Origin of the sequence: Streptomyces sp. NPDC001914 (assembly GCF_042891215.1) — a bacterium.
Classification (GTDB): Bacteria; Actinomycetota; Actinomycetes; order Streptomycetales; family Streptomycetaceae; genus Streptomyces.
The window spans coordinates 333,749-357,793 of sequence record NZ_JBIASW010000004.1; the positions used below are offsets into that span (position 1 = coordinate 333,749).

20 protein-coding genes are annotated in these 24,045 nt (G+C 71.4%); 10 read left to right on the forward strand and 10 right to left on the reverse strand.

What is annotated here, in order from left to right; genetic code table 11:
* The first annotated feature begins 63 nt into the window (after window positions 1–63).
* The gene (locus ACFYYF_RS14085) at window positions 64–708 is read left to right on the forward strand and encodes a vitamin K epoxide reductase family protein (protein ID WP_388775099.1); all 645 of its coding nucleotides are present in this window, start codon (window positions 64–66) and stop codon (window positions 706–708) included.
* Window positions 709–756: 48 nt separating this feature from the next.
* On the opposite strand, the gene ACFYYF_RS14090 is transcribed toward ACFYYF_RS14085, so the two are convergent.
* Window positions 757–1,812, reverse strand: coding sequence for a DUF6215 domain-containing protein (locus ACFYYF_RS14090; RefSeq protein ID WP_388775102.1), 1,056 nt, complete (start codon window positions 1,810–1,812; stop codon window positions 757–759).
* A gap of 231 nt (window positions 1,813–2,043) precedes the next feature.
* On the opposite strand from ACFYYF_RS14090, the gene ACFYYF_RS14095 reads away from it, so the two are divergent.
* A complete protein-coding gene (locus tag ACFYYF_RS14095) occupies window positions 2,044–2,406 on the forward strand; it encodes a MazG-like family protein (protein WP_388775105.1) in 363 nt (120 codons plus the stop codon).
* 53 nt (window positions 2,407–2,459) lie between these two features.
* On the opposite strand, the gene ACFYYF_RS14100 is transcribed toward ACFYYF_RS14095, so the two are convergent.
* Window positions 2,460–4,322 (reverse strand): glycoside hydrolase family 76 protein, encoded by a 1,863-nt coding sequence (locus ACFYYF_RS14100; protein WP_388775108.1) that lies wholly within the window; start codon window positions 4,320–4,322, stop codon window positions 2,460–2,462.
* Between the two features lie 357 nt (window positions 4,323–4,679).
* On the opposite strand from ACFYYF_RS14100, the gene ACFYYF_RS14105 reads away from it, so the two are divergent.
* The 4 genes from ACFYYF_RS14105 (at window position 4,680) to ACFYYF_RS14120 (ending at window position 8,799) form a co-directional block, all read left to right on the forward strand.
* Window positions 4,680–5,240 (forward strand): hypothetical protein, encoded by a 561-nt coding sequence (locus tag ACFYYF_RS14105; protein WP_388775111.1) that lies wholly within the window; start codon window positions 4,680–4,682, stop codon window positions 5,238–5,240.
* A 41-nt stretch (window positions 5,241–5,281) separates the two neighbouring features.
* Window positions 5,282–5,794, forward strand: a complete 513-nt coding sequence (locus tag ACFYYF_RS14110; protein WP_388775114.1) for a GNAT family N-acetyltransferase — start codon at window positions 5,282–5,284, stop codon at window positions 5,792–5,794.
* Between the two features lie 107 nt (window positions 5,795–5,901).
* The gene (locus ACFYYF_RS14115) at window positions 5,902–7,617 is read left to right on the forward strand and encodes a serine/threonine-protein kinase (RefSeq protein ID WP_388775117.1); all 1,716 of its coding nucleotides are present in this window, start codon (window positions 5,902–5,904) and stop codon (window positions 7,615–7,617) included.
* Between the two features lie 9 nt (window positions 7,618–7,626).
* Window positions 7,627–8,799, forward strand: a complete 1,173-nt coding sequence (locus ACFYYF_RS14120) for a hypothetical protein (RefSeq protein ID WP_388775120.1) — start codon at window positions 7,627–7,629, stop codon at window positions 8,797–8,799.
* Between the two features lie 142 nt (window positions 8,800–8,941).
* On the opposite strand, the gene ACFYYF_RS14125 is transcribed toward ACFYYF_RS14120, so the two are convergent.
* Window positions 8,942–9,925, reverse strand: coding sequence for a phosphotransferase family protein (locus ACFYYF_RS14125; RefSeq protein WP_388775123.1), 984 nt, complete (start codon window positions 9,923–9,925; stop codon window positions 8,942–8,944).
* A gap of 90 nt (window positions 9,926–10,015) precedes the next feature.
* Window positions 10,016–11,146 carry an FAD-dependent oxidoreductase gene (locus ACFYYF_RS14130; RefSeq protein ID WP_388775126.1) on the reverse strand — a complete coding sequence of 377 codons (1,131 nt, stop codon included), beginning with the start codon at window positions 11,144–11,146 and terminating at the stop codon, window positions 10,016–10,018.
* A 188-nt stretch (window positions 11,147–11,334) separates the two neighbouring features.
* Here ACFYYF_RS14130 and ACFYYF_RS14135 point away from each other — a divergent pair, with 188 nt between their 5' ends.
* On the forward strand, window positions 11,335–11,943 hold the full coding sequence (locus tag ACFYYF_RS14135) for a TetR/AcrR family transcriptional regulator (RefSeq protein ID WP_388775129.1): 609 nt from the start codon (window positions 11,335–11,337) through the stop codon (window positions 11,941–11,943).
* 33 nt (window positions 11,944–11,976) lie between these two features.
* On the opposite strand, the gene ACFYYF_RS14140 is transcribed toward ACFYYF_RS14135, so the two are convergent.
* The 3 genes from ACFYYF_RS14140 to ACFYYF_RS14150 all read right to left on the reverse strand — a co-directional run bounded on the left by ACFYYF_RS14140 (window position 11,977) and on the right by ACFYYF_RS14150 (window position 15,775).
* On the reverse strand, window positions 11,977–12,936 hold the full coding sequence (locus ACFYYF_RS14140; RefSeq protein ID WP_388775132.1) for a 5'-nucleotidase: 960 nt from the start codon (window positions 12,934–12,936) through the stop codon (window positions 11,977–11,979).
* Window positions 12,937–13,102: 166 nt separating this feature from the next.
* The gene (locus ACFYYF_RS14145; RefSeq protein ID WP_388775136.1) at window positions 13,103–14,308 is read right to left on the reverse strand and encodes an amidohydrolase; all 1,206 of its coding nucleotides are present in this window, start codon (window positions 14,306–14,308) and stop codon (window positions 13,103–13,105) included.
* A gap of 24 nt (window positions 14,309–14,332) precedes the next feature.
* Window positions 14,333–15,775, reverse strand: a complete 1,443-nt coding sequence (locus ACFYYF_RS14150) for an MFS transporter (RefSeq protein ID WP_388775138.1) — start codon at window positions 15,773–15,775, stop codon at window positions 14,333–14,335.
* Between the two features lie 156 nt (window positions 15,776–15,931).
* On the opposite strand from ACFYYF_RS14150, the gene ACFYYF_RS14155 reads away from it, so the two are divergent.
* Entirely contained in the window at window positions 15,932–16,951 is a 1,020-nt protein-coding gene (locus ACFYYF_RS14155) for an Lrp/AsnC family transcriptional regulator (RefSeq protein WP_388775141.1), read from the forward strand.
* Window positions 16,952–16,985: 34 nt separating this feature from the next.
* On the opposite strand, the gene ACFYYF_RS14160 is transcribed toward ACFYYF_RS14155, so the two are convergent.
* Window positions 16,986–17,726, reverse strand: a complete 741-nt coding sequence (locus ACFYYF_RS14160) for an alpha/beta fold hydrolase (protein WP_388775144.1) — start codon at window positions 17,724–17,726, stop codon at window positions 16,986–16,988.
* A gap of 210 nt (window positions 17,727–17,936) precedes the next feature.
* Between ACFYYF_RS14160 and ACFYYF_RS14165 the strand changes: the two genes are divergently transcribed.
* On the forward strand, window positions 17,937–18,794 hold the full coding sequence (locus ACFYYF_RS14165) for a GNAT family N-acetyltransferase (protein WP_388775147.1): 858 nt from the start codon (window positions 17,937–17,939) through the stop codon (window positions 18,792–18,794).
* A gap of 27 nt (window positions 18,795–18,821) precedes the next feature.
* On the opposite strand, the gene ACFYYF_RS14170 is transcribed toward ACFYYF_RS14165, so the two are convergent.
* Window positions 18,822–19,373, reverse strand: a complete 552-nt coding sequence (locus ACFYYF_RS14170) for an adenylate kinase (protein ID WP_361680011.1) — start codon at window positions 19,371–19,373, stop codon at window positions 18,822–18,824.
* A gap of 11 nt (window positions 19,374–19,384) precedes the next feature.
* The gene (locus ACFYYF_RS14175; RefSeq protein WP_388775722.1) at window positions 19,385–22,990 is read right to left on the reverse strand and encodes a BTAD domain-containing putative transcriptional regulator; all 3,606 of its coding nucleotides are present in this window, start codon (window positions 22,988–22,990) and stop codon (window positions 19,385–19,387) included.
* Window positions 22,991–23,348: 358 nt separating this feature from the next.
* On the opposite strand from ACFYYF_RS14175, the gene ACFYYF_RS14180 reads away from it, so the two are divergent.
* Window positions 23,349–24,041 carry a hemerythrin domain-containing protein gene (locus tag ACFYYF_RS14180; protein WP_388775149.1) on the forward strand — a complete coding sequence of 231 codons (693 nt, stop codon included), beginning with the start codon at window positions 23,349–23,351 and terminating at the stop codon, window positions 24,039–24,041.
* Window positions 24,042–24,045: the final 4 nt, after the last annotated feature.

Sequence of the window (24,045 nt, forward strand, 5' to 3'; positions counted from 1 at the left end):
GACGGTCAGGCAGGGACCGCCGGACCAGATACCCCGAGATCGGCGCCACCTAGTGTCACGGCCATGGAGAACGATCATCGAGTTGGCCGCTCGGCGGACAGCGCACCGGCCACGACCGTGACCCGCGCGTCGGGCACCCACCGGCGAACGGGCCTGGTGATGCTCCTGACCGGAGTCATCGGCTGGCTCGCCTCCTTCCGGCTGACGGTGGACGACTGGCGTCTGCTACGCGATCCGGCCTACGTGCCCCCGTGCAACATCAGTCCGGTCGTGAGCTGTGGCAGCGTCATGTCCAGCTCTCAGGGCAGCGTGTTCGGATTCCCAAACATGCTTATCGGGCTGGCCGCCTTCGCCGTGGTGGCCGCTCTGGGCGTCGCCGTCCTCACCGGCGCCCGGCTGCACCGCGGAGTCTGGCTGGCGCTGAACGCCGCGACCTTCGCCGGGGTGGTGTTCGTCCACTGGCTGATTACGCAGTCGCTGTACGAACTGAACAAGATCTGCCCCTACTGCGCCGTCGTATGGGTCGCCACGATCGCGCTCTTCCTGTACGTCACCTTGCACTGCCTGGAACAGGGCTTCCTGCCGGCGCCGAGCCGGGCGCCGGTCGTCCTCCGGGACACACACGGCATGCTGCTGGGCGCCTGGTACGGGGTGATCGCGCTGCTGGTTCTGACACGGTTCTGGCCGTACTGGAGCAGCCTGTCGTGACCGGCGACCGGGACACCGCGATCAGGCCTCAACCGCGGTGCCGACGTCCTAACGGCCGGTTCGTTCGGGGATCTCCGGAAGAACCTTCTCGGCGATGCCGAGGAGGGCACTGTCGTTCGGGAGGGCTCCCGACTCGCTCCACACGGTGATCTCGCAGTAGCCGCCTCGGTCGTCATGGTCCAGGGCCACGGACAACGTCCTGGCCAGGGGCCCCTGTTGGACCGGACCGCCGGATCCGCCGTCACCCCCGAGGTTGATCTCGAGCTTCATGGTGTGGTCCGAGGAGAGGACCGCGGACCGGCCGCGTACCTTGAGCGTCTTGACGTCGCTCTCGTTCCCGAACTTCATCAGCTTGACGTACTGGTCGATGGACAGGTCGTTGTACGTGGCCGAGACGTTCACCGTGTACGTGTCGAAGCCGACCTCGGTCTCCGGCACGGCGACCTTTCCATCCGTCAGAGGTCCGGTGTTGTTGCTGCTGGAAGCGGTGGTCGCCTTCTCACCAGGGGTTCCAAGAAGCTCGGCCAGGTAGGGCCTGTTGACCGCCTTGCACAGTTCGTCACCGGTCACGGGCTTGGGCTTCTTCTTGAAGGGCTTCGGCAGTTCCTCGTGGGTCTCTTCCGGACACGAGGCGGGCTGCGGGGTGTTGTCGCCGGACGGCGCGAAGCGTGGGGCCAGCCACAGCGCCGCCCCGAGCGCACCGAAGATGGCCAGGGCGGCGACGGCCTGGCCCCATGCGTTGTGGTCCTTCTTCGGAGCACCCGGACCGGGACGCGCCCCCGGCGCGGCCTGGACCTGTGTCTGTGTCTGTGTCTGTGTCTGTGTCTGAGACGTCGCCTGCGGCTGGGCCGGAGCCACACCGTCGGCCACCGCCCCGTCCCCCGAGGCTGCCGGACTCGGGTTCCGGCGCGCACGCAGGGCCCGGATCACCCCGTGGACACGTATCGCGGTGAAGACGAGGAACACCACACCGAGACCGGCCGCGACCAGATCATGATCGGTCACGGCGAGATACATGATGCGTATGCCGAGAACGGATCCGATCGCGATGAGCAGCGGCTCGCGGACCCAGAACGGCAGGAGACGGATGAGGAAACCGAGCATCCGGCGATCTCATCAGGCCAAGATCACATGCGCCATGACGGAGGCCACAATTCCGGGCATGTACAGGACGAATCAAGCGGGAGTCACCGAGAACGAGCAGCACGTGCGGCTCGTGGAGTCCGGCGGTGGGATGCTGGGATCATTACGGACGTGACAACGCCGCGGAACCCTCACGTCGGACTCGACGGCCTCGGCGCGGCGACCCGTACCCCCCGAAGGAGACACCACGCCGTGGACGGCAACGTCTGGGACACCATCGGTCAACTCGCCCGTCGCTTCGAGGAACACGACACCGCGCTCGGCCTGGCCCGGGAGGAGCAGTGGAGTCTGCAAGTGCTCAAGATCGCCGAGGAGACCGGGGAGGCGTCCCAGGCGGTCATCGGAGCGCGTGGCACCAACCCCCGCAAGGGGACCACGTCGTGGGAGGAGGCTCACGCGGAGGTCGCCGACGTGGCCATCACGGCCCTGGTCGCCCTCGCCCGCATGCGCCCGGACGACGCCGCGGAGTACCTCGACCGTCATCTTGCCGCCAAGTCGGAGAGGTTCCTCTCCCTCGGCCCCGCGGCGGTGCCGGCCTCGACGGAACTCTCCTGAGCAACCGCCGGGCGACGCCGGCATGAGCACCCGCCCCAGGTATCAGGAGGGCGTCAACCCGCGGCGGCGGTGAGGGCTCCGAGCGCGCTGGACTGAGTGCGCCAGTCGGTCTGGTTGGGGAGGGTGCCGGCCCAGCGTTCACCGAGCGCGTTGAAGGAGCTGCGGTCCTGGGCCCACAGTGTGTCCGCCTGCTGCTGGACGTAGCTCTGGTAGGTACTGGAACCGGTGGCCTTCGCCAGGTCGGCGAAGTTCCGCATGAAGATGCCCTTGAACTGTTTCTGGTTGTCGTCGCAGGACGCCGAGCCGACGTCGCAGGACTCGGTGAGCACGCCGCCCCGGGTGAGCGGCGGGCTGCCGATGGCGGCGTCGGCCAGGGTCCGGGCGGTGGTCAGCAGCGCACCGTCCCCGGTCGACTTCCACAGCTCGGTGAAAGCGCCGATCGCCAGTCCTTGGTTGTAACTCCACACGGTGCCGCCGTTGTTGGCGCAGGTGGAGGTGAGCCCGTCGTTCACCAGCCCGGAGGAGTTGATCATCCCGCTCGACCTGTACCAGGCCGCGGCGGTCCTGGCTCGCTGAAGCCATACCGTGTCGCCCGGGATGCGCTGATGGAGCGCGGTGGTCAGCCAGAGGTACTGGCCGTTCGTGACGGCGTTCTTGTAGGTGCGTTCCCGGTCCCACCACACGCCGCCCCCGCAGGTGCCGGGGTCCCAGTACTGCTGGACGTAGCCGGCGATGGTCACGGCCTCGCCGAGATAGCGGGAGTCGCCGGTGTAGTCGTACGCGTCGATCCAGGCGATGGCCCACCAGCCCGAGTCGTCGATGGAGCGGCTGATGAAGTGTCCCTCGATCGCGTCCGAGCTGCGGACGCCGGCGGCGAAGGCGCCCTTGTTCTGCTCGTAGGTGCGCGCGACGGCCCAGTCGTAGTCGTGCGTGCCGGTCGTCCTGGCGAAGTCGACGAGCGCGGTGAGGGTGGCGGCGGAGTTCCACCAACTGCTGGGCCACCAGCCGTTGTAGGGGTCGTACGAGGACATGAGCGCGTCCGCCGCGGCGCGTGCCCGGGTCGGCACGGGCCTGGCCCACGCGGTGCAGCTCCCCTCCTGGTGGCCGGCCTCGCGGCCGCACGCGCGGACCGCACCGCCGTAGAGCAGGCCGCGCGGATCGCGGGTGGCGTACATCGTCGTGCGGGTGCCTGCGGCTCCCTGCGGGACGGCGGTGCGGCCGAGGGAGGAGCCGTCCGGCCAGGTCGAGCCGCCGTTCCACGAACGGTCGAGCCAGACTTCGTCGCCGCCGGCACCGGACTCGACGCTCGCCCAGGCCATGGAGTTCTTCTGGTCGACGTGCAGGCGGATCGTACGGCCGTAGAGGGTGGTGGACGGCACGGGCTGGTCGTCGCCGGCCGCCTGACCCGCGTCGGTACGGTCGCAGAGCCTGTCGCAGACGGTGGGGTAGGCCCAGGCGGTGCAGCCGACGGCGGCGGCGTCGCCGCAGGCCCGGACCAGCCCGCGCCGGTGGTTGCGGGGATCGGTGATGTTGTACATCAGGGTCCGGGTGCCGGTCCAGGTTCCCGGAATGGCGGCCTTCCCGAGGAGTCCGTCCCAGGTGGCGCCGCCGTCCCAGGAACGGTCGAGCCACACCGAGTCGCCGGTCACACCGGCGTCGATGCTGGCCCACACCATGTCGTCCGCGTCGGAGACATGCAGTTCGAGGCGCCGGCCGTTGAGGTTCTTGGTCGGTACCGGGAAGCTCTCCTGCCTCGCCAGTGAGGGGTCGAGCGTGTCACAGGCGAGTGCGCACACCTGGGTGGCGGCGGCCGCGGGCGACGCGGCCGGGACGACTGCCGCGCAGGCGAGAACGGCCGCCATGAGGAACCCGATGAACCGTGAGCCGACAACGATGTCGGCGCTGCGCAAGGACACCGGAACTCGCCTCGATTTCACGATGGAGGATGCCGGGGACGGCGGGCGTTGTGCGGGGCCGACGACCCTGTGGCGAGCCGTGCGGGCGGCGGTCGGCGTGGTCCGTACCTTCCTCGGGGCAGTGAAGCGACATGGCGCGTCCCTGTCAATGCGGCCAACAAGGCTTTCCCGTGCGGCAGTTCAAGGTGGCGGCGACCGAGACCTGGACCCTGCACAGACCGCCCCCGTCACCGTTCGAGCGCGGGTCGCCCCGGCGAACCCGACCGTCGTCGAGCTGAACTGCGGGAACTCGGGGGAGCCTTGCCCGCGCCGAGGCCAGACGGTGCGCGCGCCGAGAACGCCTTACCATCACCTCCCATGCTCACCATGATCTCCACTGTCGGGCTGGCGTTCCTCGGCTACCTGGCGACGTACGCCAACGGCCTGCGCCTCACCCAGCGGCAGGCCCGACTCGACCGGGTCAACGCGCAGTTGAACCACTTCTACGGTCCCCTGTTCGCGCTGATGGAGTCCAACAGCCGGATCTACGACACCTTCTCGGCGACGTACGCCCGCGAGGACGGCCGGGACCCGTTCGACCACGACATACCACCGACCGAGGGGGAACTGGCCCAGTGGCGCACCTGGGCCACGAGCGTGTTCATCCCCAACATCCGGGCGATGCGGGACGTGGTGGTCACCAGGGCGGACCTCCTCATCGAGGAGGAGATGCCCGAGGCGCTGCTGCAGCTCTGTGCGCATGTCTCCGGCTATGAGATCACCGCCGCGCGCTGGGCGCAGGGGGACTTCGCGGAGCATCTGTCAGTGGTGCACTTCCCCGGCCGCGGGGTGCGGGAGTACACCACCGACCGGTTCACACGGCTGAAGAGTGAGCAGGCCAGGCTGTTGGGGAGCGGTTCCCGTCGGTCGCGCCGATGACGGCGGGCAACCCGCGGCCGATCGCACTAGGGTCGTGGGACATGACCGTGCTGCAAGGCGCCACCGTCACTCTCCGGCCCACCCTCCCGGACGACGTCCCCGCACTGGCCGCCATCCGGGCCACGCCCGAAGTACGCGCACGATGGCGGGGCGGGGACGATCTCGCGGCGGAGATCGCGGCCGATCTCCAGGACCCCGACACTCGATGCCTGACGGTGGAGGACGGCCGGCGGATCATCGGAATGATCCAGTGGCACGCCGAGGAGGATCCGGACTACCGGCACGCCGGCATCGACCTCTTCCTCGATCCCGCGGCGCACGGCAGGGGCCTGGGCACCGACGCGGTACGGACCTTGGCCTGCCATCTCATCGACGTCCACGGCCACCACCGCCTCACCATCGACCCGGCGGCCGACAACACCGCGGCGATCCGCTGCTACTCCAAGGTCGGCTTCCGTCCGGTCGGCATCATGCGGCGCTATGAGCGTGGCCTGGACGGCAGTTGGCACGACGGCCTCCTGATGGACCTTCTGGCCGACGAGGTGGTGCGCTGATCGCCGAGCGCCGACGACCGGACTGTACAGGCGCCCACGACCCAGGATAGCGTCGCACTGACGAGAATTCTCGTCAGTGCGACGCTATTTGTTGTTCAGGGGGAGCCATGACACAGGCACTGCTCGCCGGGCGATATCGGCTCAAGGACGTGCTGGGGCGCGGCGGCATGGGGGTCGTCTGGCGCGCGGAGGACGAGCGGATCGGCCGGCCGGTCGCGCTGAAGGTGCTGCCGTCCGCGTACGGTGTGCCGGCCGCGCAGGAACGGCTCGCCTCGGAGGCGAGAGCGCTCGGACGGATATGGGACCCGCGCGTGGTGGCCGTACTCGACTACGGGCAGGACACGGACGGGACCGTGTTCGTGGTCATGGAACTGGTCGCCGGACACACGCTGGACCGGGCCGCCGACGGTGCGTCGGTGCCCCTGATCCTGGACTGGGCCGGACAGATCTGCCGGGCGCTGGAGGTCACGCACGCGGCCGGGCTGCTGCACCGCGACATCAAGCCGGGCAACGTGATGGTCACCCCCACGGGGACCGTCAAGCTCCTGGACTTCGGCATCGCCCGGTTCGTCCGGGAGCCAGACACGGCACAGCCGCTCACCCTGGCGGGCCAGGCCGTCGGAACGCCCGCCTATATGGCGCCCGAACAGCTCGGCGCGCCCGGGACGACCGACGGCAGGGCCGATCTGTACGCCCTGGGCTGCGTGCTGTACGAGCTGCTGACCGGAGCCAGGCCCGAGTGCGGCGGCCTCTACGAGAGGAAGCTGCCGCCCCCGCCCTCCCTCCACTCCCGCGAGCCGCTGCCTCCCGAGGTCGACGGGCTCGTCCTCGCGCTGCTCGCGCCGGACCGGGCGGACCGGCCCGCCGACGCGGGAGCGGCACGTTCCCTGGTCGGGGCCGCGATGGACGCGTGGATCAGGACGAACGGTCCGGCCGGACCCGGGTCCGGCGCACCGGTGCGGTCCGAGGAGAACGGCGGTGGCGCCGGGGGCGTGCCTGGTGTCCCTTCCCCGTACGACCCGACCGTCCTCCTGGACGTGGAGGCGCCGTCACGCGGGCGAAGCTCCACGGCCCGGACCCGGGTCATGCCGATGCCCATGTCCGGTCTCGACCGCGTTCGCGAACTGGCCGACTGGCAGCGTGGACACCAGGAGGCCTGCCGCGACCCTCGCACGCCCGCCGTCAAGGAACTGCGCCGCCTCGTTGAGGAATTGGCCTACCTCCCCGGAGACCTGCTGGCCCGCGTCGACCTCTCCGACCTGAACCTCGACAGCGCCGTCCTCATCCGAGGGAGGCTGGCCGGAGCCCGGCTGGCGGGCACACAACTCTCCTTCGCCCTCATGCCGTTCGCCGATCTGCGGGAGGCACACCTCAGCGGCGCGGACCTCGCTGGCACCTACCTCGGCTCGGCGGACCTGTCGGGCGCGGACCTGTCGGGCGCCCAGCTCTACACGACCCACTTGACGGAGGCGAACCTGGCAGGGGCGCGCCTGACCGAGGCCAACCTCCTGTCCGCGATCCTCTCCGACGCCGACCTGTCCGGCGCCGATCTGCGCGGCGCGGTCCTGCACGGCGCCTCGCTCCGCGCGGCACGTCTGAGGGGCGCCGACCTCTCGGGCGCCGATTTGCGGGGCGCGGACATGGCGGGTGCCGACCTGAGCGGTGCGCACTGGTCCGTCGAGACGTGCTGGCCGTTCCCGTCCCCCGCCCTGCGAAAGCTGTCGTACACCTCCCAGGCACCGGGCGGCTTCGTCCTGCCCGACCCCTGCACGTCACCGAAGCTGCGCCGACTGCTGGACGGCGATGTCAGCAGGTCGGTCTAGCATCGGCGCATGGCTCTTCGGAAGCAGGCCCTACCGCCGAGACCGCTCAAGGCCGGCGATGTGGTGAGCGCTTATTCACGCCGTCTTGAGAATTGGACGGCGGCGCAGATCGTGCGACTCGACGCCGATTCACAGACGGCGGCCGTGCTCGAGCTGGACTGGTCGGGCCCCGAACCGTCGTCCGTGGCCGACCTCGGCGACGTCGCCCCGCTCCGGCTGACCCACCACTCGTGGAACGGGGCCCTGTCCTACTGCAACCACACATGGGTTCTGCCCCGCAGTCACAAGGTCATCGGAGTGCTGCCCCTGCTCCATGACGAACCGTCGAATTCCTGGGCCTTGACATGGTGTCTGGGTGACCAGCTCACCCGGCAACGACGTTGGGACAACGGCCTCCGCAACGAGGCGGTCGAAGCCTGGAAGTCGGAGTACACCGGGGAGGCGGTCAATGAGTTCCTCGACCGGGAGACAGCACCGCGGTCGGAGATCACGCACTTGACGATCAGGGACATCGACTCCCTCGACTGCACCCGGCTCGTCCGGCGCTTCCCCGAGGTGGTCACGCTCAACCTGCGCGGGCGCATGGGTCTCCTGTCCGCCGCGGGCGAGCTGAACAAGCTCTCCTCCCTCCAGGAGATCGCCGTCGCCGACCTGTTCGGGATGGCCGGGGAAGACCGTCTTCGTCCGCGGTGCGTGCCGAAGCTGGAATCGCTGGACGTCTACAGCATCCCCGCCGCGTACGCCTCGGCCACGCGCAAGGCCTGGCGGAAGGAAGTCGCGGCGGGCACCTATGTGTCCGTCCTCCGTGCACGTAAGCCGGAATGGGTCGAGGAGAATCGGAACAACCCGTTGCGCGACTGGGACGGGCGCGAACACATCGGCGCCGCTGTCTACAAGCGAGCCGTCACGCAGTACAAGTCGACACGGAAGGCGGTCCTCCAAGTGTTCGCCGAGGAATCCTCGGTCGTCCGCTCGACACGCATGGCGGAGATCGGGCGTGCCTACGGTGAGACGTTCAACCAGCTCGACCGCCGATCGGGCTGCATCGAGACGGTCGAGCGCGAGGAGCTCTTCGACGCCCTCGATCACCTCATGAACGAGGTCGAAAGACTCCACGGCGGCAGCTCCGACGGCGCCCGCGTCGACCTCGTCTCAGGAGTCGAGTCCGTCCGGGACTGGTAGCACGCAAGGGGCTCGGGCGCGCTCCTGACGGGCTTTGGGCCACCTGTGGCACCACGACCGCCGCATCCACGCGGACTCCGTCGGCTTCCGCAGGACATCCCCCGTCGATGCCGCTCAACGTGCCGAGTCCGAGGGAGCCAATCTATGCGTACCGCTCGAACAGGGCGGCGATGTAGTCCTCGAGTCTGCTGGTCAGAACGGTCGGGGTCAGATCTGTGCGGCCGAGTTCGTGCCAGGGGACGGCGACCTTTTCCGCGTCGGGGGCGAAGGCCAGGGCGTCGATGAGCCGCCAGTACAGGTGTGCCGCGCTCCGGTCGGCCAACTGCCCTCCCGCGGCGAGGTAGCGGTCCGCGAAGCTCATGCCCAGGGGGACACCGTGCAGCAGGGTCAGGGCTGTCGAGCAGTGGGCCACGTCGAGGTCGGCCGGTCCCCACGAGGTCTCCACCCAGTCGACGACACCGCTGACGCGTACGTCGTTCCCGTCGCCTTCGAAGAGAACATTGCCGGGGTGGAAGTCCCTGTGCAGGAAGCAGGGTCGGTGACGCGGAGGATCCTGCCGGATGACGTCGACGGCCCGGTGCCACAGCTCCGGCCGCGCCGTGGACTCGGGGAGCGTCACCCGCTCCGGTGAGGTCCAGGCCTGCCAAGTCCGCGGCCGTGCCGCCGCGGGGACCTCGATCCGATGAACGCGCAGCAACTGCGCGGCCAGCAGATCCGCCCGGCGCTCGGCACCTCGGTCGTCCAGACGCACGGACCCGGGGAGCAGTGACATCAGCAAGGACGGGTGGCCGCAGTGCGTGCCGGACGGGTCCACGTCCACGAGTCCGGCCGCGGGCACACCCGTGTCCGCGAGCAGACGCAGAACCGTCGCTTCGCGGGACAGCAGGCCGTCCGCGTGCCGCAGGTAGAAGGGCTTCTCGAAGGACCGCAGGACGAGGGCCCGTTGGCCGTCCGGACCGGAGATCCGGAGCCTGCGCATGTGCGAGGTCCAACCGCCTCTCAGACGCTCGGCGGCTACTATCCGCTCCCCCGGGGCGAGTCGCTTCTCCACCCACGACCGCGTCGCGCCCCATCCTCGCGCCTCGAGTCCGTCCCCGGCTCGACCGCTGCCCTCATCCTTGATCACAACGGGAAGGCTACCGACCTCACCGGCGGCGAACCCCGGCAAGCGCCCTTCGGCCTGGAGGTCGCGGAGGTCGGGCCGTGTGACATGAGGTCAGGCGTCGTGAGGGGCGTGCGGTTCATTGGAGAGCAGGTCGTCGGCGTGGCCGTCGAGTGCGTGCTGCATGTCGGCGGAGCGGGGCACCATGGTCTTCTCGTAGGCCCGTACGGCGTCGTCGACGGTCTCGTGGCGGGCGATGGCCAGGGCGAGTTCGCAGGCGTCGAGCATGGCGAGGTTGACGCCGACACCGAGCGGGGGCATGAGGTGGGCGGCGTCCCCGAGCAGGGTGACGGTGGGGTCGTGTTCCCAGGTGTGAGGGACGGGGAGTGCGTACAGCGGGCGGTCGACGTAGAGGCCGTCGTTGTCACTGAGCATCCGCCTCAGCCGGGGGGACCAGTCACGGTAGCGATCGAGGAGGACGTCCCGGATGCCGACCGTGTCCTCGACGCCGAGGCCGGCCGCGGCGATCCAGTCGGCGGGGGCGCGCTGGATGACGTAGACGCGGATGTGGTCGCCGCTGCTGCGCTGCGCGAACAGCCCGCGCTCGCCGTCGGCCGCGGCGGCACTGCCCTGGCCGACGAGTGCGGCGATGTCGGGGTGCCGGTGCTCGACATCGTGGAACCACGCCTCCAGGAAGCTGATCCCGGTGTACTGAGGGGTGGCGTCGGACACGGCGCGGCGCACCTTGGACCAGGCGCCGTCGGCGCCGATGACGAGATCGGCCTCGATGCTCGTGCCGTCGGTGAAACGCAGCAGGCGCGGCCCCTGGGAGGGACCGTCGACGGACCTCAGGGTCTGGCCCCAGCGCACGGTGCGGGGCCGGAGGGAGTTCAGGAGAAGGTCGCGCAGCTGTCCGCGGTCGATCTCGGGCTTGAAGCGCTCGCCCCGCTCCGGGAGGTGGTGGAAGCCGATCGTGCCCGCCGCGTGGTCGAGTTGGCGCATCTCCTGCCCTTCGGGGCGGGCGAGGCGGAAGAAGTCGTCCAGCAGTCCGGCCTCGCGCAGGGCGATCTGGCCGTTGTCCTCGTGCAGATCGAGCGTGCCGCCCTGGTTGCGCGCCTCGGGGCCGGTCTCGTGGTCGTGGACGGTGACGTCGATGCCGTGCCGCTGGAGGATGCGGGCGCAGGTCAGACCGCCTGGACCGGCTCCGATGACGGCGATTCGGGGGGTGCGTCGTTCGGTGTTCATGGTGGTGCTCCATTCGCGGGAAGGGGATCGACCGTTGGACACGGCGGATCGCTCCGTTCGGAGGGGAGAGGGTGCGCATGCCGGGCCGGGCAGTGCCTCGCGGCCACCACACCAGAAAAGCACACCGGATACATAAGTGCAACGACTCAACTTTTTAATCGAGTCAACTAGTGGTGTAGATTAGTTTCATGCCCGAAGCCAGTCGCCGGAGCGATGACGCCCCCGCCCCCGTCGGACGCCGCGAGCGCAAGAAGGCGGCCACCCGCCAGGCCATCGCCGACGCCGCCCTGCGCCTGTTCCTCGAGCGCGGCTACGACGACGTGGGCATCCGCGAGATCGCCGACGCGGCGGACGTGTCGACCACCACCCTGTTCAAGCACTTCCCCGTCAAGGAGGCACTGGTCTTCGACGAGGAGGCCGACATGGAGGCCGACCTGCTGGCCGCCGTACGCCGGCGGGCTCCGGGCCAGTCCATCCCGAACGCCCTGCGGGCACACGCGCTGCGCCACCGCAGAGCGGGTGCCGACAGTGATCCCCGCTTCACGACCTTCCTCGACCTGGTGAACAACACCCCGGCCCTGCGCGACTACCACCAGGCCATGTGGCTACGCCACACCTCCGCGCTCGCCGAGGTGATCGCGGAAGAGAGCGGGCTTCCCGCCGGCGATCCGGCCTGTACCGCCCTGGCCCACTTCGCCCTCGAAGCACCCCACGCCGCCCGCGGCCACGACGACCCTCACGAGGTCATGACGAGGGCTTTCGACCTGCTCGACCGCGGGTGGCGCGATCTCACCTGAGACGGGGGCGGCTGCATCAACCCGGGGCGAGCCTCATGGCTGCGCCTGCCCGGTGGCCCGGCGCTCCGGTTCGTTCAGCTTTCCGAAGGGGACGTGCACGCTGGGCGTGCTGCGGGCCGTGCCGGTCACATGGCCGACCTGGTCGTCGAAGAAGATGTGCGGCTTGAGAACCTCCATGATCGTGCTCTTGTTTATGCCGCCGAGGAAGAAGGCGTCGTTCACGGTCACGCCCCAGTTCTTCAGGCTGCGCACCGGGCGTTCGTGAGCGGGGGCGGCGCGGGCGGTGACGAGGGAGACGTGCACGCGCATCCTGTAGCCGGCGTCTTGCGCCCGTCGTTCTTCTTCGCGCCGCTGGAGCCGGTTGACGCCCGCGAGGAAGTCGCGCAGCGGGCCCGGATCGTGCGGGGTGGCGGCGTTCGCCGATTCATGGAAGCGGAAGTCCTCGATACCGCCCGCCTGGTAGATCTGCTCCGCGGCGTCGTCGGCGAGGACTCCGTCGAAGTCGAAGGCGATGCGCAGGTCCTGGTCGTCGCCCTCGTCGGCCGCGGACGGCCCGAGCACGCGGCCGGCAGGAAGACCGAGCGCGACGGCCTCGCGGACGTCGTCCTCGTTCGCGGAGAGGAACAGGGACATGTTCAGGGCGGGCATGAAGGGGTAGGGCGAGCGGCCCTGCATGAAGACGGCCCGGGAGATGGGCAGTTCGTAGGACTGAATGGACCTCATGACCCGCAATCCGGTGTCGGGGTCGTTGCGGGACAGGATGATGACCTCGACCAGGGGGTCATCGGGTGAGAGGTCGTTCAGTGACAACAGCCTGCGGATGAAGGGGAAGGCCACGCCTTTGCCGAGCCTGTCGTCCAGGTGCTCCTCCTGGTGGGCGCGGTAGACCTCCTCCCCCTGGTCACGGAAGACGGCATCCGCCTCCGCGAGGTCGAACAGTGCGCTGGAGGCGACACCCACGACCAAGCGGTTCTCGAGTCCGTAGACGGCCACGTCGTACCCCCCGGCACCGGTTCGCACACGCCCCGAAGATGCTAAATCACCGCGCTCCACGCGGCGAGGGCCGACGGCGAGCCCGGTGATGCGAGCCGACGCGCAGGCGTGCCGGCCGGCGCCATGGATCACGGCGTGAGCCAGGCGTCCCGGCCGGCACGATGGATCACGGCGTGAGGAGGCTGCCGGGGTGCGATGCCCGCCGACGCTGTGCGAGCCGGGTGAGCAGGCTTGTGCGCTGCTCCTCGTCCGTGGCCAGGGTGAGCGCCGTCCACGCCATGGCCAGACCGCCGTCGAGGACGGCCCTGTCCGCTCCCGCGCTGGTGCCGTAGCGGGTGAACTCGGGGTTGTGCATGATCGTGTCGCCGCAGTCGTAGCCGATGGAGGGGTGGATGGTGGGGACGACATGGGAGACGTTGCCCATGTCGGTGGACCCCGCTCGCAGCGAGCTCGGGGTGTCGTCGATCACGCGCCCGAGGCCGGCGGCGGCGGCCCGGTAGGCGGCGGAGAGGGCCAGGTCCTGTCGCAGGTCGGCGTAGTCGTTGCCGACGGCTTCCAGGGCGAGTTCGGCGCCGGTGGCGTGCGCGCCGGCCTCGAAGCAGGCACGTATGCGGGCCTGCAGTTCGGCCAGGTCTTCCGCGGTGGCCGCGCGGCAGTCGTAGTCGGCGGTGACGTGTGCCGGGATGACGTTGGGTGCGTCGCCCGCGTGGGTGACGACTCCGTGGACGACGCCGTCGGGGATCATCTGCTGGCGGTACGCGCTGATCGCCACCTGCGCGACCAGCATGGCGTCGGCGGCGTTGACGCCCCGGTGCGGCATGGCGGCGGCGTGGGCGGCACGGCCGGTGTAGCTCACCTTCCAGCTGCCGATGGCCAGGGACGTCATGCCGACCGCGTCCGCCGGTGCGGCGTGCACCATCATGGCGGCGGCCACGTCGTCGAAGGCTCCCGCCTTCAGGAGGTCGACCTTGCCTCCGCCGTACTCCTCGGCCGGTGTGCCCAGGAGCTTCACGGTGAGGCCGAGTGCGTCGGCGACCGGTGCCAGGGCGAGAGCGGCTGTGACGGCCGCGGCACCGTTGACGTTGTGTCCGCAGGCATGGCCGATGCCGGGGAGCGCGTCGTACTCGGCGGTGAGCGCGACGACGAGGTCTCCGGTGCCGGCGGTGGCCTCGAAGGCGGTCTCCAGGCCGTGGGCGCCGCGTCGCACCTCGAACCCGGAGGCTTCGACGAGGTCGGCGATCTTCCGGGCCGACTTGTGCTCCTCGTAGGCGAGTTCGGGTTCGGAGTGCAGGCTGTGGCTGAGGGCGATGACGTCGTCCCGGCGTCGGGTGACGACGGCGCGGGTGTGTTCGCGCAGGGTTTGCCGGCTCAACTGCGTGTCCTTTCTCGGGGATTGTCAGGCGGGGCGGGTGGCGGGCCGGTAGAGCAGGGAGGCCGCGGCACCGGCGAGGGACACCGCGATGCACACGCTCCAGCAGGTCGCGTAGGCGGAGTAGCGGGGCAGGGCGGCGCCCGCCGGTGTGGCGGCGGCCGTGACGGCGAGGACGCAGGCCGCTCCGAGCGAGCCGCCCACGTTGATGAGCAGTTCGTTGATGCCCGAGCCGACGGCGGTCTGCTCCTTGGGGACCGATTCGACGGCCAGGGTCCGTGTGGCCTGCTGGAGCACGCCCGCGCCGAGACCTGCCACCGTCTGGCAGATCAGGTAGGGGGTCAGGGAGTCGTGGAGGGCGAGAGTGGACAGATAGCCGGCGGCCATGAGCAGGGAGCCGGTGACGAGGGTGGCCCGGTCACCGATCCGGGCGGCCAGCGCCGGTGAAGCCGTCGCCGCGATGCCGGTCGCGGCCAGTGCGGGGATCATCGCGAAGGCGATCTGCAGAGGGGACAGTCCGAGACCGTAACCGGCCGTCTCCTCGGGCGTCCCCATGAAGATCGCCCCGGCCACCTGAAGGCCGATCATGCAGAACGAGAACGTCGTCGTCACGATGGCCACCACGGAGACGTTGCGGCGCCGGAACAGCCTGACGTCGATCATCGGGTCGGTGGTGCGGGTCTCCACCCGTGCCCATACGGCCGTCACCAGGGCGCCGCCGGCCAGGCAGCCCAGGGTGCGCGGGGAGGTCCACTCCCAGCCCGGCATACCGCCCTGTCCGAGGCCGAGCATGATCGCGACGAGACCCGTGCAGAGCAGGATCCCACCGCGCACGTCGAGGTGACCGCCGGGACGCTCGGTCGTCTCGGGCAGCAGGGGCCAGGTCACCAGAAACGCGATACCGACCGCGAACGTGGGCACCCACAGGGCCGCGGTCGGGGTGTCGACGGAGTGGGCGACCAGGCCGCTGGCCACCCCGCCGACGCAGATGCCGCCCACCAGTGCCGCCACCATCGTGCCGATGGCGCGCCGGCTCTCGGCGGCGCTGCGGCGATTGCGCAGGATGCCGACCAGCAGCGGGAAGAAGCCCGCGAAGGCGCCCTGGAGCACCTGGCCGATCATGAGGGTGCGGAAGGATCCGGCCAGCCCGACGACCACCGAGCCGGCGAGCACGACGGCGATGTTCCAGCGCAGCACCCGGCGGTGGCCGTGGAGGTCACCGAGCCGGGAGAGCAGCGGTGTGAAAGCGACGCTGGCCATCAGGTTGGCGATGCTGATCCAGTTCAGGTCGGCGGCGGTGACGTGCAGCACGTCGGTCAGGCTGCGCAGGACCGGCGACAGGAAGCCCTGCGTGATGCCGCTGGAGAGTTCGACGAGCACGATCGAGACCAGGACGGCCACGGTGGACACGGGTGCGTGCGGGGTCGTCGGTGTGGAACGGGGTGAAGGTCTGGTGACTGCCTCGGGCATGGGCCCTACCTCTGCGGACGGCCGGATGTCGGCTGGCGGATGCTGTCCGGTAATCTGCGGTTCCTCACCGGAACCAGGCAAGAAGCGGCCGGAAGAATGCGCGGATCGGGCATCGACGTCGTCTGGCCGGCGGATTCAGGCAAGGGAGGGAGCGGGATGGCGGAATCCGACCCCACCGGTCGATCGTTCTTCGACCGTCAGGACCTGGCGATCCTGCAGTTCCTGGCCCAGCGGCCCCGCGGTTCGTTCGCCGACGCGGGCGCGCAGGTCGGTCTGCACGAACGCACCGTGGCCCGGCGGCTGGAGCGCATGCTCAGGACGGGGCAGGTGCGGTTCATCGGCGGACTGCTGGGCGAGTATCTCGGTGAGGGACTGGTCGTCGAACTGGCCGTCCGCTGCGCTCCCGGTCACTTGGACGAGGTGGCCCGCGCCATCGCCGCGCGGCAGGACGCCCGGTCGGTGGAGGTGGCCACCGGTGATCTGGTGGTCCTCGCGGAAATGCTGGTCGCCGACGAGAACAGGCTGATCGAGCTGGTCGACCGGGTGATCGGCTCCATGCCGGGAGTCCTCGACATCCATTCCGCGCTGGTCGTACGGCTCCTGCTCACCGCGGTCGACTGGGCGCCGTACGAGTCGCGGCCCACGAGGATGCGCGAGCTGGCGATGGAGGGGCGACGCCCGCCCGCCCCGATCGACGTGGACGACGTGGACAGGGAACTGGCGGCCCTGCTGGCCGAGGACGCCCGGATGTCCACAGCCGGCCTGGCGACCCGGTTGAACCTCGGGGAGTCGACCGTCCGCCGACGGCTCAACCGGCTCCTCGCCTCGCACGTCTTCCACCTGCGGCTGTTCGCGGAACCGAGCGTGCTGGGCTACCCGGTCGAGGCGCGCTTCCGGCTCCGGGTCGACCACACCCACCTCGACGCCGCCCTGCGCCACCTCGCCGGCGACCCCTCGATCCGGCACCTCGTCGTCACCACCGGAAGCGCCAACGTCCTCGGCTACAGCAGCCACGCCACCGTCGCGGACATGGACGCCTTCCACGCCCGGGCGTTCTCCGCCCTCCACGGCGTGCGGGAGGTCCAGACGGCCTTGTTGATCCGCACCTACAAGCGAGCCGGACACCTCGTGACCAAGATCCCGGTGGCGTACGCGCCTTCACCGCCGCTCCGTTGAGAGCGACGGGGCGCGAGCGCGTGGCCTCCGGTGCTCACCCCTCGTACAGGCCGACACCCCCGCCGCTCGCCGCGCGCATCAGGACGTCCGCCAGCTCCATCGGGGCGGAGAGCATCGGGTAGTGGCCGGTGGCCAGTTCGAAGAACGTGACGCCGGGCTCGGCGAGCTTGGCGAACCGGGGCAGACCGGTGCCGTGCAGGGTGCGGGCGAACTCCACGCTGAGACCGTTCGCGAGGCAGAGGACGCCGGTGGTCGGGAGCTTGAGCCAGGCGCCGGTCAGCTCCAGCGGCTCCGTGATGGTGCGAACGGGCTGCGGGGTGGCCAGCCGGTGGTAGCGCTCCAGCTCCGCCGGGGGGACGGCGTGCAGCGCCGGGATCTCCTCGGGCACCGGGACGACGCCGTCGACGGCTCGGTCCAGCAGGTCGAGCTGTGGCATCTGCGCCATCAACGACTCACCCGGCTCCGGGAACCCGGTGTCCACGAACACCACCCGGGCGACCTGGCCCGGGCGCCGGTCGGCTGCCGCGAGGGCGGGGAAGATGCCGTAGCTGTGCGCCACCAGCACGATCCCCGGGCCTTCCGCATCGAGCAGCGCCGCCACGGCGCCGGTGTGCTCGGTCAGTCCGACGCCCGCGGGGTCCTCCCCCGCCCGCTCGGCCATGCCGGGCAAGGTCACCGGAAGCGCCCGGTGCCCTCGCCCGGTCAGCTCGGCGGCCACGGCACTCCAGGCCCAGCCACCCATGAATAGTCCCGGGACCAGCAGAAACGTCGCCATCACAGACCTCCTTCGAACCATCGCGTACGGTCGGTCAGGACCGTAGGACCTCCCCCTGGGGGAGATTCCAGCCGTTTGCGACGCGCGGGCCGGACGAGGCGAGGCCCGCCGGACCTCGCTCCGCGGAACGGGGTCCGGGAGCGATCTCCGGACGGGCGTTCCCGCGGACAGGGTCAAATCCGGTGGCGTCGGTGATGTCCTGTTGCTTGGATGCCCGACGTGACTTCTGCAGACTTCGAGGATCATCCTGAGCGGGCCCTGCTGGACCGGCTCGAGGAGTACTACGACGCGGTCCCGCGCCACGGCGCACGTGCCGAGGACGTCGGGCCGCTCACCCTGTTCGTGCGGGAAGGCCGGGGCTGGCCGTTCTACGCACGTCCCAGGCGGGGGTGGTCCGGACCGCTGGAGACCTCGGACGTGCAGAAGGTCCGTGCGCGTCAGCGGGAGTTGGGGATCCCGGAGAGTTTCGAATGGGTCGCCGAGACCACGCCCGCGCTGCGGCCGGCGGTCGAGGAATCCGGACTCGTGGTCCATGAGCATCCGCTGATGGCGCTCGATCCGCACACTCCGGCAACGCCGTCGGAGGCCTCCCCCGGCACCACCTCGGTGCGGATCATGGACGTGGACGATCCGCTGCTGACCAGCGCCCTGGCCGTTCCTCACCTCGCGTTCGCCGACCCCGGAACCGCCGTCGGTCTCGTGGGGACGCCGCAGTTGGCGGACGCGATCGCCGCCTGCGTCGCCGACGGATCGGTGGAGCGCGTGGTGGCGCGCATCCGGGCGGGTCTGACGGTGGTCGCCGCGGCCGTCGAGGACGGGGCGGCCCTGTCGTCCGGACAGCACCAGCCGCTCGCGGGCGTCAGCGAGATCGTCGGCGTCGGAACGCTTCCCTCGGCCCGCCGTTGCGGCCTCGCACTCGCGGTCACCAGAGCGCTGGTGACCGACGCCAGGTCGCGGGGAGCGGACACCGTCTTCCTTTCCGCGGGTGACGACGACGTCGCGCGGATCTACGCCCGGCTCGGCTTCCGCAGGATCGGTACGGCGCTGATCGCCGAACCGGCCGAATAGCTCCCCTCCGCCCGTCCCGCGAAGCCGCTACCCCTCGCCGGCGCTTCCGGGCTCCGTGCGCCGGAGCGTCGCCAGCCAGGTGGCGGTGGCGTCGGGGCGGGCGAAGCGCAGGGTTTCGAGCGGGGCGAAGCGGGGATCGCGGGTCAGGCTCTCGATCTCCTGGCGTCGGCCGGTGTACTGGGACCAGGACCACCGGACCGGATGCTCCGGGCTCAGCCACCCCCGCCAGGTCTCCCGGTTGCCGCCGAAGAGGACCTCGCGACGGGCGGAGCGGCGCAGCGAGCGGCGCACCACACGGGGTGCGACCACGTGCCTCGGGTAGTCCAGCCACACCACCGTGTCGGCCCTGCCCCACAGGAGGTCACGGACCTCCGGACGGCCGAGGGAGTCCACCACCCACCGGGGCCCGGCGACGAGGCGCGCCACGTCCTCGGCGAACGAGCCGTTCACGGCCCAGTCGGGGCCGTCGTAGTAGAGCGCGTCCATCTCGTGGTACGCCAGTCCCAGCCGTTCGCCGAGCGTGCGCGCGAGCGTGGACTTGCCCGCGCCCGTCACCCCCACCACCAAGATCCGCTCCACAGCGGCACAGCCTATCCGGGGAAGGCGATGCCCTGGACGACGCGTCGGCGGCCCCGTTCGGCCGACAGGCCGGCCGCGGCCCGGGCGGCGTGTTCGGCGAGGTGGGCCGCCCCCCAGGCCCGTGCCGTGCGCTCGGCCAGCGCATAGGCGTCCGCCGCTCGCTGGTGTTCGCCGAGGAACCGGTGGAGGTCGGCGAGTGCGTGCGCGAGGGGCCGGCTCGCGTAGGCCGCACCGGCCGCGCCCGCGAGCTGGTCGCGCAGCGGTTCCAGGTGCCCGGTCAGTCTCACCGCGCTCGCGTGGTCCCCGACGAGCACGGCGAGCTGGGCGCGGAAGTCCAGTTCGAGGCCGTAGAGATGGTCCCGCACCGGCTCCGGTGGCACGGGTACGGCTCGTGCCTCGTCGAGTCTGCCGAGGCGGGCCAGGACCAGCGCCCGGGCCACGGAGACCGAGTCGCCGGCCGACTCGTACACGGCGTGGACCATGGGCTCGATGTCGGCCGTACGGCCCTGGAGGAGCCGCATGCTGATCAGGCCGAGCGTGCGCAGCCCGGTGGCGTGGTGGGCGCCGACCCGCTGGAGCAGGCCGTCGGCCTCCGCGTACCCGGCCTCGGCCACGTCGAAGCGGCCGCTTACGGCGGCCAGCATGGCGGAGGTCGCCGCGCCCAGCCCCTGCGCCCACACCAGGCGGTAGCGGCGGGCGAGCACAAGCCCCTCGGCGGTGTGCCGGCGCACCGCGGCGGGGTCGTTGCGGGCCGCGGCGGTCATCGCGTCGAGGTGCTCGCACACCCAGCGGTAGGCGGGCAGGTCATGGGCGTGCGCGAGGCGGCGCAGCTCCTCGGTGAGCGGGGGCCGGACCTCGGCGTGGGCCTCGTGCGGAAGCAGCCTCGCCGATGTCATCAACGCGGCGGCCATCAAGCGGGGTTCGCCGTCCGCGCGGGCCAGGGCGAGCTGGTCGCGGGCGGCTTCCAGGGCACGGGGAGCGTCCTCGCCCGCGACCGCGTCGACCAGTACCTGGAGTACTCGGGCGCGCGTGGGTCCGTCCAACTCCCCTGCCGTCGAAAGGCGTTCGAGGCGGGCCAGGGTGATCCGGTCGTAGGGGCCGTCCAACCTGCTGCGCCAGGGTGTGGGTTCGGTCCAGGCGCCGTACACGGCCGCCACCAGGTCACCCCGGTCGGCCTGTTCGGCGAGTTCGACGGCCCGCCGCCGGGTGCGGCGGGCGGCATCCGTGGCACCGGTACGGACCTGGGCTCCGAGGAGGCGCACCAGCAGCTCGATCAGCCGGTCCGGCGGCGTGTCCTCACGCGCCGCGGCGGTGTGGGTGTCGATGGCCTGCTGGATCAGCGTGACGGCGACGTCGTGCGCGTACCGCCGCTCGGCGGCCTCGGCGGCGCGCAGCGCGTAGTCGACGGCGAGGGGGGCGTCGTCCGGGCTGCCCGAGCGCGCGAAGTGGTGTGCCAACGCGGCGAGTTCACCTGGCCGGTGCAGGCGCAGCAGCCGGGCGACCCGGGCGTGCAGCCGCGCACGTCGCACCCCGGACAGGTCCGCGTAGACGGTGTCCCGCACCAGGGCGTGTACGAACCGGACGCGGCCGGGGCCCGGTTCGGCCAGCAGTCCGGCGGCCAGCGCCGCGTCCAGCCCGTCCAGGACCTCCTCCTCCGCCCCGTCGGAGGCGTCGACGAGCAGACCGGCCTCGGCCTCCAGGCCCAGTACGGCGGCGAGTTGTACGACGGCCCGGGCGGCGGCGGGCAGCAGTGCGAGGCGCCTGCGCAGCACGTCACGTACGCCCTGCGGCACTTCGGAGATCGCGACCAGGGCACCCTCGTCGGCGAGGAGGCGCGCGCTCTCCCGGACGTAGAACGGGTTCCCGCCCGTGCGTTCGGCCAGCGCGGCCACCGTCGCCGGGTCGACCGGACCTCCGCAGACCGCTTCCACCAGGGTCGCGGTGTCCTGCGGAGCCAGACCGCCGAGCGTGATCCGGTGCGGGGCGAGCGGGGCCAACTGGGCGAGGGTCTTGAGGAGATGGTCGTCCACGTCCGAGGGCCGGTACGCGGCGACGGTGAGCAGCGGGACTCCCGTGACCGCGGCGGCCGCCTCGACGAGGGCCAGTGTCTCGGCGTCGGCGCGATGCACGTCCTCCAGCACGACGGCGAGCGGCGCCACCGCGGCCGCCGTGCGGAGCCAGGCGCTGAAGGCCCGGTGCATACGGAAGCGGCCGACGGCCGCCTCGGCCCCGGCGGGGACGGCGGCGCCGTCCGACTCCCGCAGCAGGACCGCCAGTTCGTCCGGGGCGGCCGGGGGCACCTCGCGGGCGAGCGCGCCGAGCGCCTCCACCCAGGCCCAGGCGGGCGGAGCGCCCTCGTACTCGGGACAGCGCCCGATCACCACCCGCCAGCCGGCCCGCGTCAGCCCGGCGGCCACCTGGCCGAGGAAGGCCGACTTGCCCGCACCCGCCTCGCCGGTGACCAGCACGAGACCCCCGCGCTGCCCGGCGGCCCGGGCCGCCGCCTCCAGGGCGCTCAACTCCGCACCCCGGCCGACGAACAGGCCGGACCCGGCGGACGGCGGCGCGACACGGGCGGGGGCCGCGGTGGGCCGCGCGGCGGGCGGCACGGCAGGTTGCACGGCGAGGCCCGCGGACGGCACGGCAGGCGCCACGGCCCGGCCCGCGGACGCTGCGGTTGGCGGCGCGGCCAGACTCGCAGGCGCTGCGGCAGGCGGCACCTCCAGGCCGGCAGGACGAGTGGCAGGCGGCACGATCAGGGCCGCGGGTGGTGCGCCAGGTGGCACGACCATGCCTGCGGGTGGTGCGCCAGGCGGCACGACCATGCCCGCGGGTGGTACGGCAGACGGCACGACCAGGCCAGCAGGTTGTGGGACAGGCGGCGCGCCCAGGGCCGCGGACGGTGTGGCAGGCGGCACGGCCAACGCCGCGGGCGCTGCGGCAGGCCACCGAGCGAGCGCGGCGGACGGTGCGGCGGACGGTTCCGGTGTCGCATCGCGCAGGACGTCGAGCCGTCCGGTGAGCACGGCCCGTTCCAAGTCCCGCAGTGCGGGGCCGGGATCGCAGCCGATCTCGTCGCGCAGTACGGCCGCGGCACGGCGCAGGGAGGCGAGCGCGTCGGCCTGCCTGCCACACGCCCATTGGGCCAGGGCCAGCAACCGCCAGCCCTCCTCCCGCAGCGGGCCGGCCTCGACGAGACCCTGTGCGTCGTGCACGGCCTGCGCGGCCCGGCCGGTGGCCAGATCCGCGGCGACGGCGCGCTCACGGGCCTCCGCGCGCAGCCCGTCGAGCCGGGCCACCTCGGTGGCGGCCCAGGGTTCGTCCGCGTGCCCCGCGAAGGCCGGCCCCCGCCACCAGCCGAGCGCCTCGGCCAGCAGCGCCCGCGCCTCCTCGGCCGGAGCACTGCGGGCCCGGCCGACCCAGGCCTCGAAGCGCCACGCGTCCACCGCGTCCCCGGGGAGCCTGAGGGCGTACCCGGGCGGGGCGGTGACCAGAGCGGCGGCCGGGGTGCGCGGCGGCCGCCCCGGCTCCAGACAGCGCCGCAGGTTCGACAGATAGGCGTGCAGGGACACCAGCGCCTTGGCCGGCGGTTCGCCCCGCCACAGCGCGTCCGTCATACGGTCCACGGGTACGACGCTGCCCCGGGCGGCGATCAGCAGCGACAGGACGGCGCGCTGACGCGGAGCGCCCAAGGCGACCGGTGTCCCGGCGACTTCGGCGCCCAGCGGACCCAGGACTCGCAAACGCAGCACGCCCGCGGAATTTACCCGAGACCTGCGCCCGTTCCGTCAACGGACGATAAACGCGCACCGCTCCGGGCTCCAGCCGCGCACGGCCCCGGGACGCATCCGTGCCCGCGGGTCTCCAGCCGGGGCACCAGCCGTTTGCGCCAAGCCGGGCGCCAAGTGAACGCCAAGCGGGACGCGTGACGCTGGGGCCGCCTTGACACCCATCTGATCGTTGGAGCAAGTGAGCATGTCCGTCAACAGCAGCCACGGCGTCTCTTCCACCGCCGAGCGTCCTCATACCCACGAAATGGTCGTGGTGCACCGGGTGTTCCGCCGCGAGTCGGCCACACTGCCCGTGCTGGTGCGGGCCGTTCCCGAAGGGGACACGGCCCGAGCGGCGCGGATCGCCGGGGCGTTGCGGGACTACGTCATGGGCCTGCACCACCATCATCACGCCGAGGACGAGCTGATCTGGCCGTTGTTGCGGAGGCGTGCCCCGCAGGACGACGAACGAACGGGCCGGATGCAGGCCCAGCACGCGGAGATCGACCGCACGCTGACGACCGTCACCGAATGGCTCCCCGTGTGGGAAAGGTCCGCCGACCCGATCTCCGGGGAGGAACTGGCCCTGGCCCTGGACGCGCACCGCGCGGCGCTGCTGGTCCATCTCGACGAGGAGGAGCGGTCGGTGCTGCCGCTCGTCGCGGAGCATCTGACCGTCCCCGAATGGGACTTGGTCGGCGAGCGGGGCATGGAGGGCATACCCAAGAGCAAGCGGATGCTGGCGCTCGGGGCGATCCTGGAGGAGGCGACGCCCGAGGAACAGGCCTACTTCCTGGGCCGGGTTCCGCTGATCGGACGGCTCCTGTGGCGGGCCCTCGGCCGACGCCAGTACGCCGCGTACCGTCGCGCCCTGCGTGCCCCGCTGGCCGGGGAGTAGCACG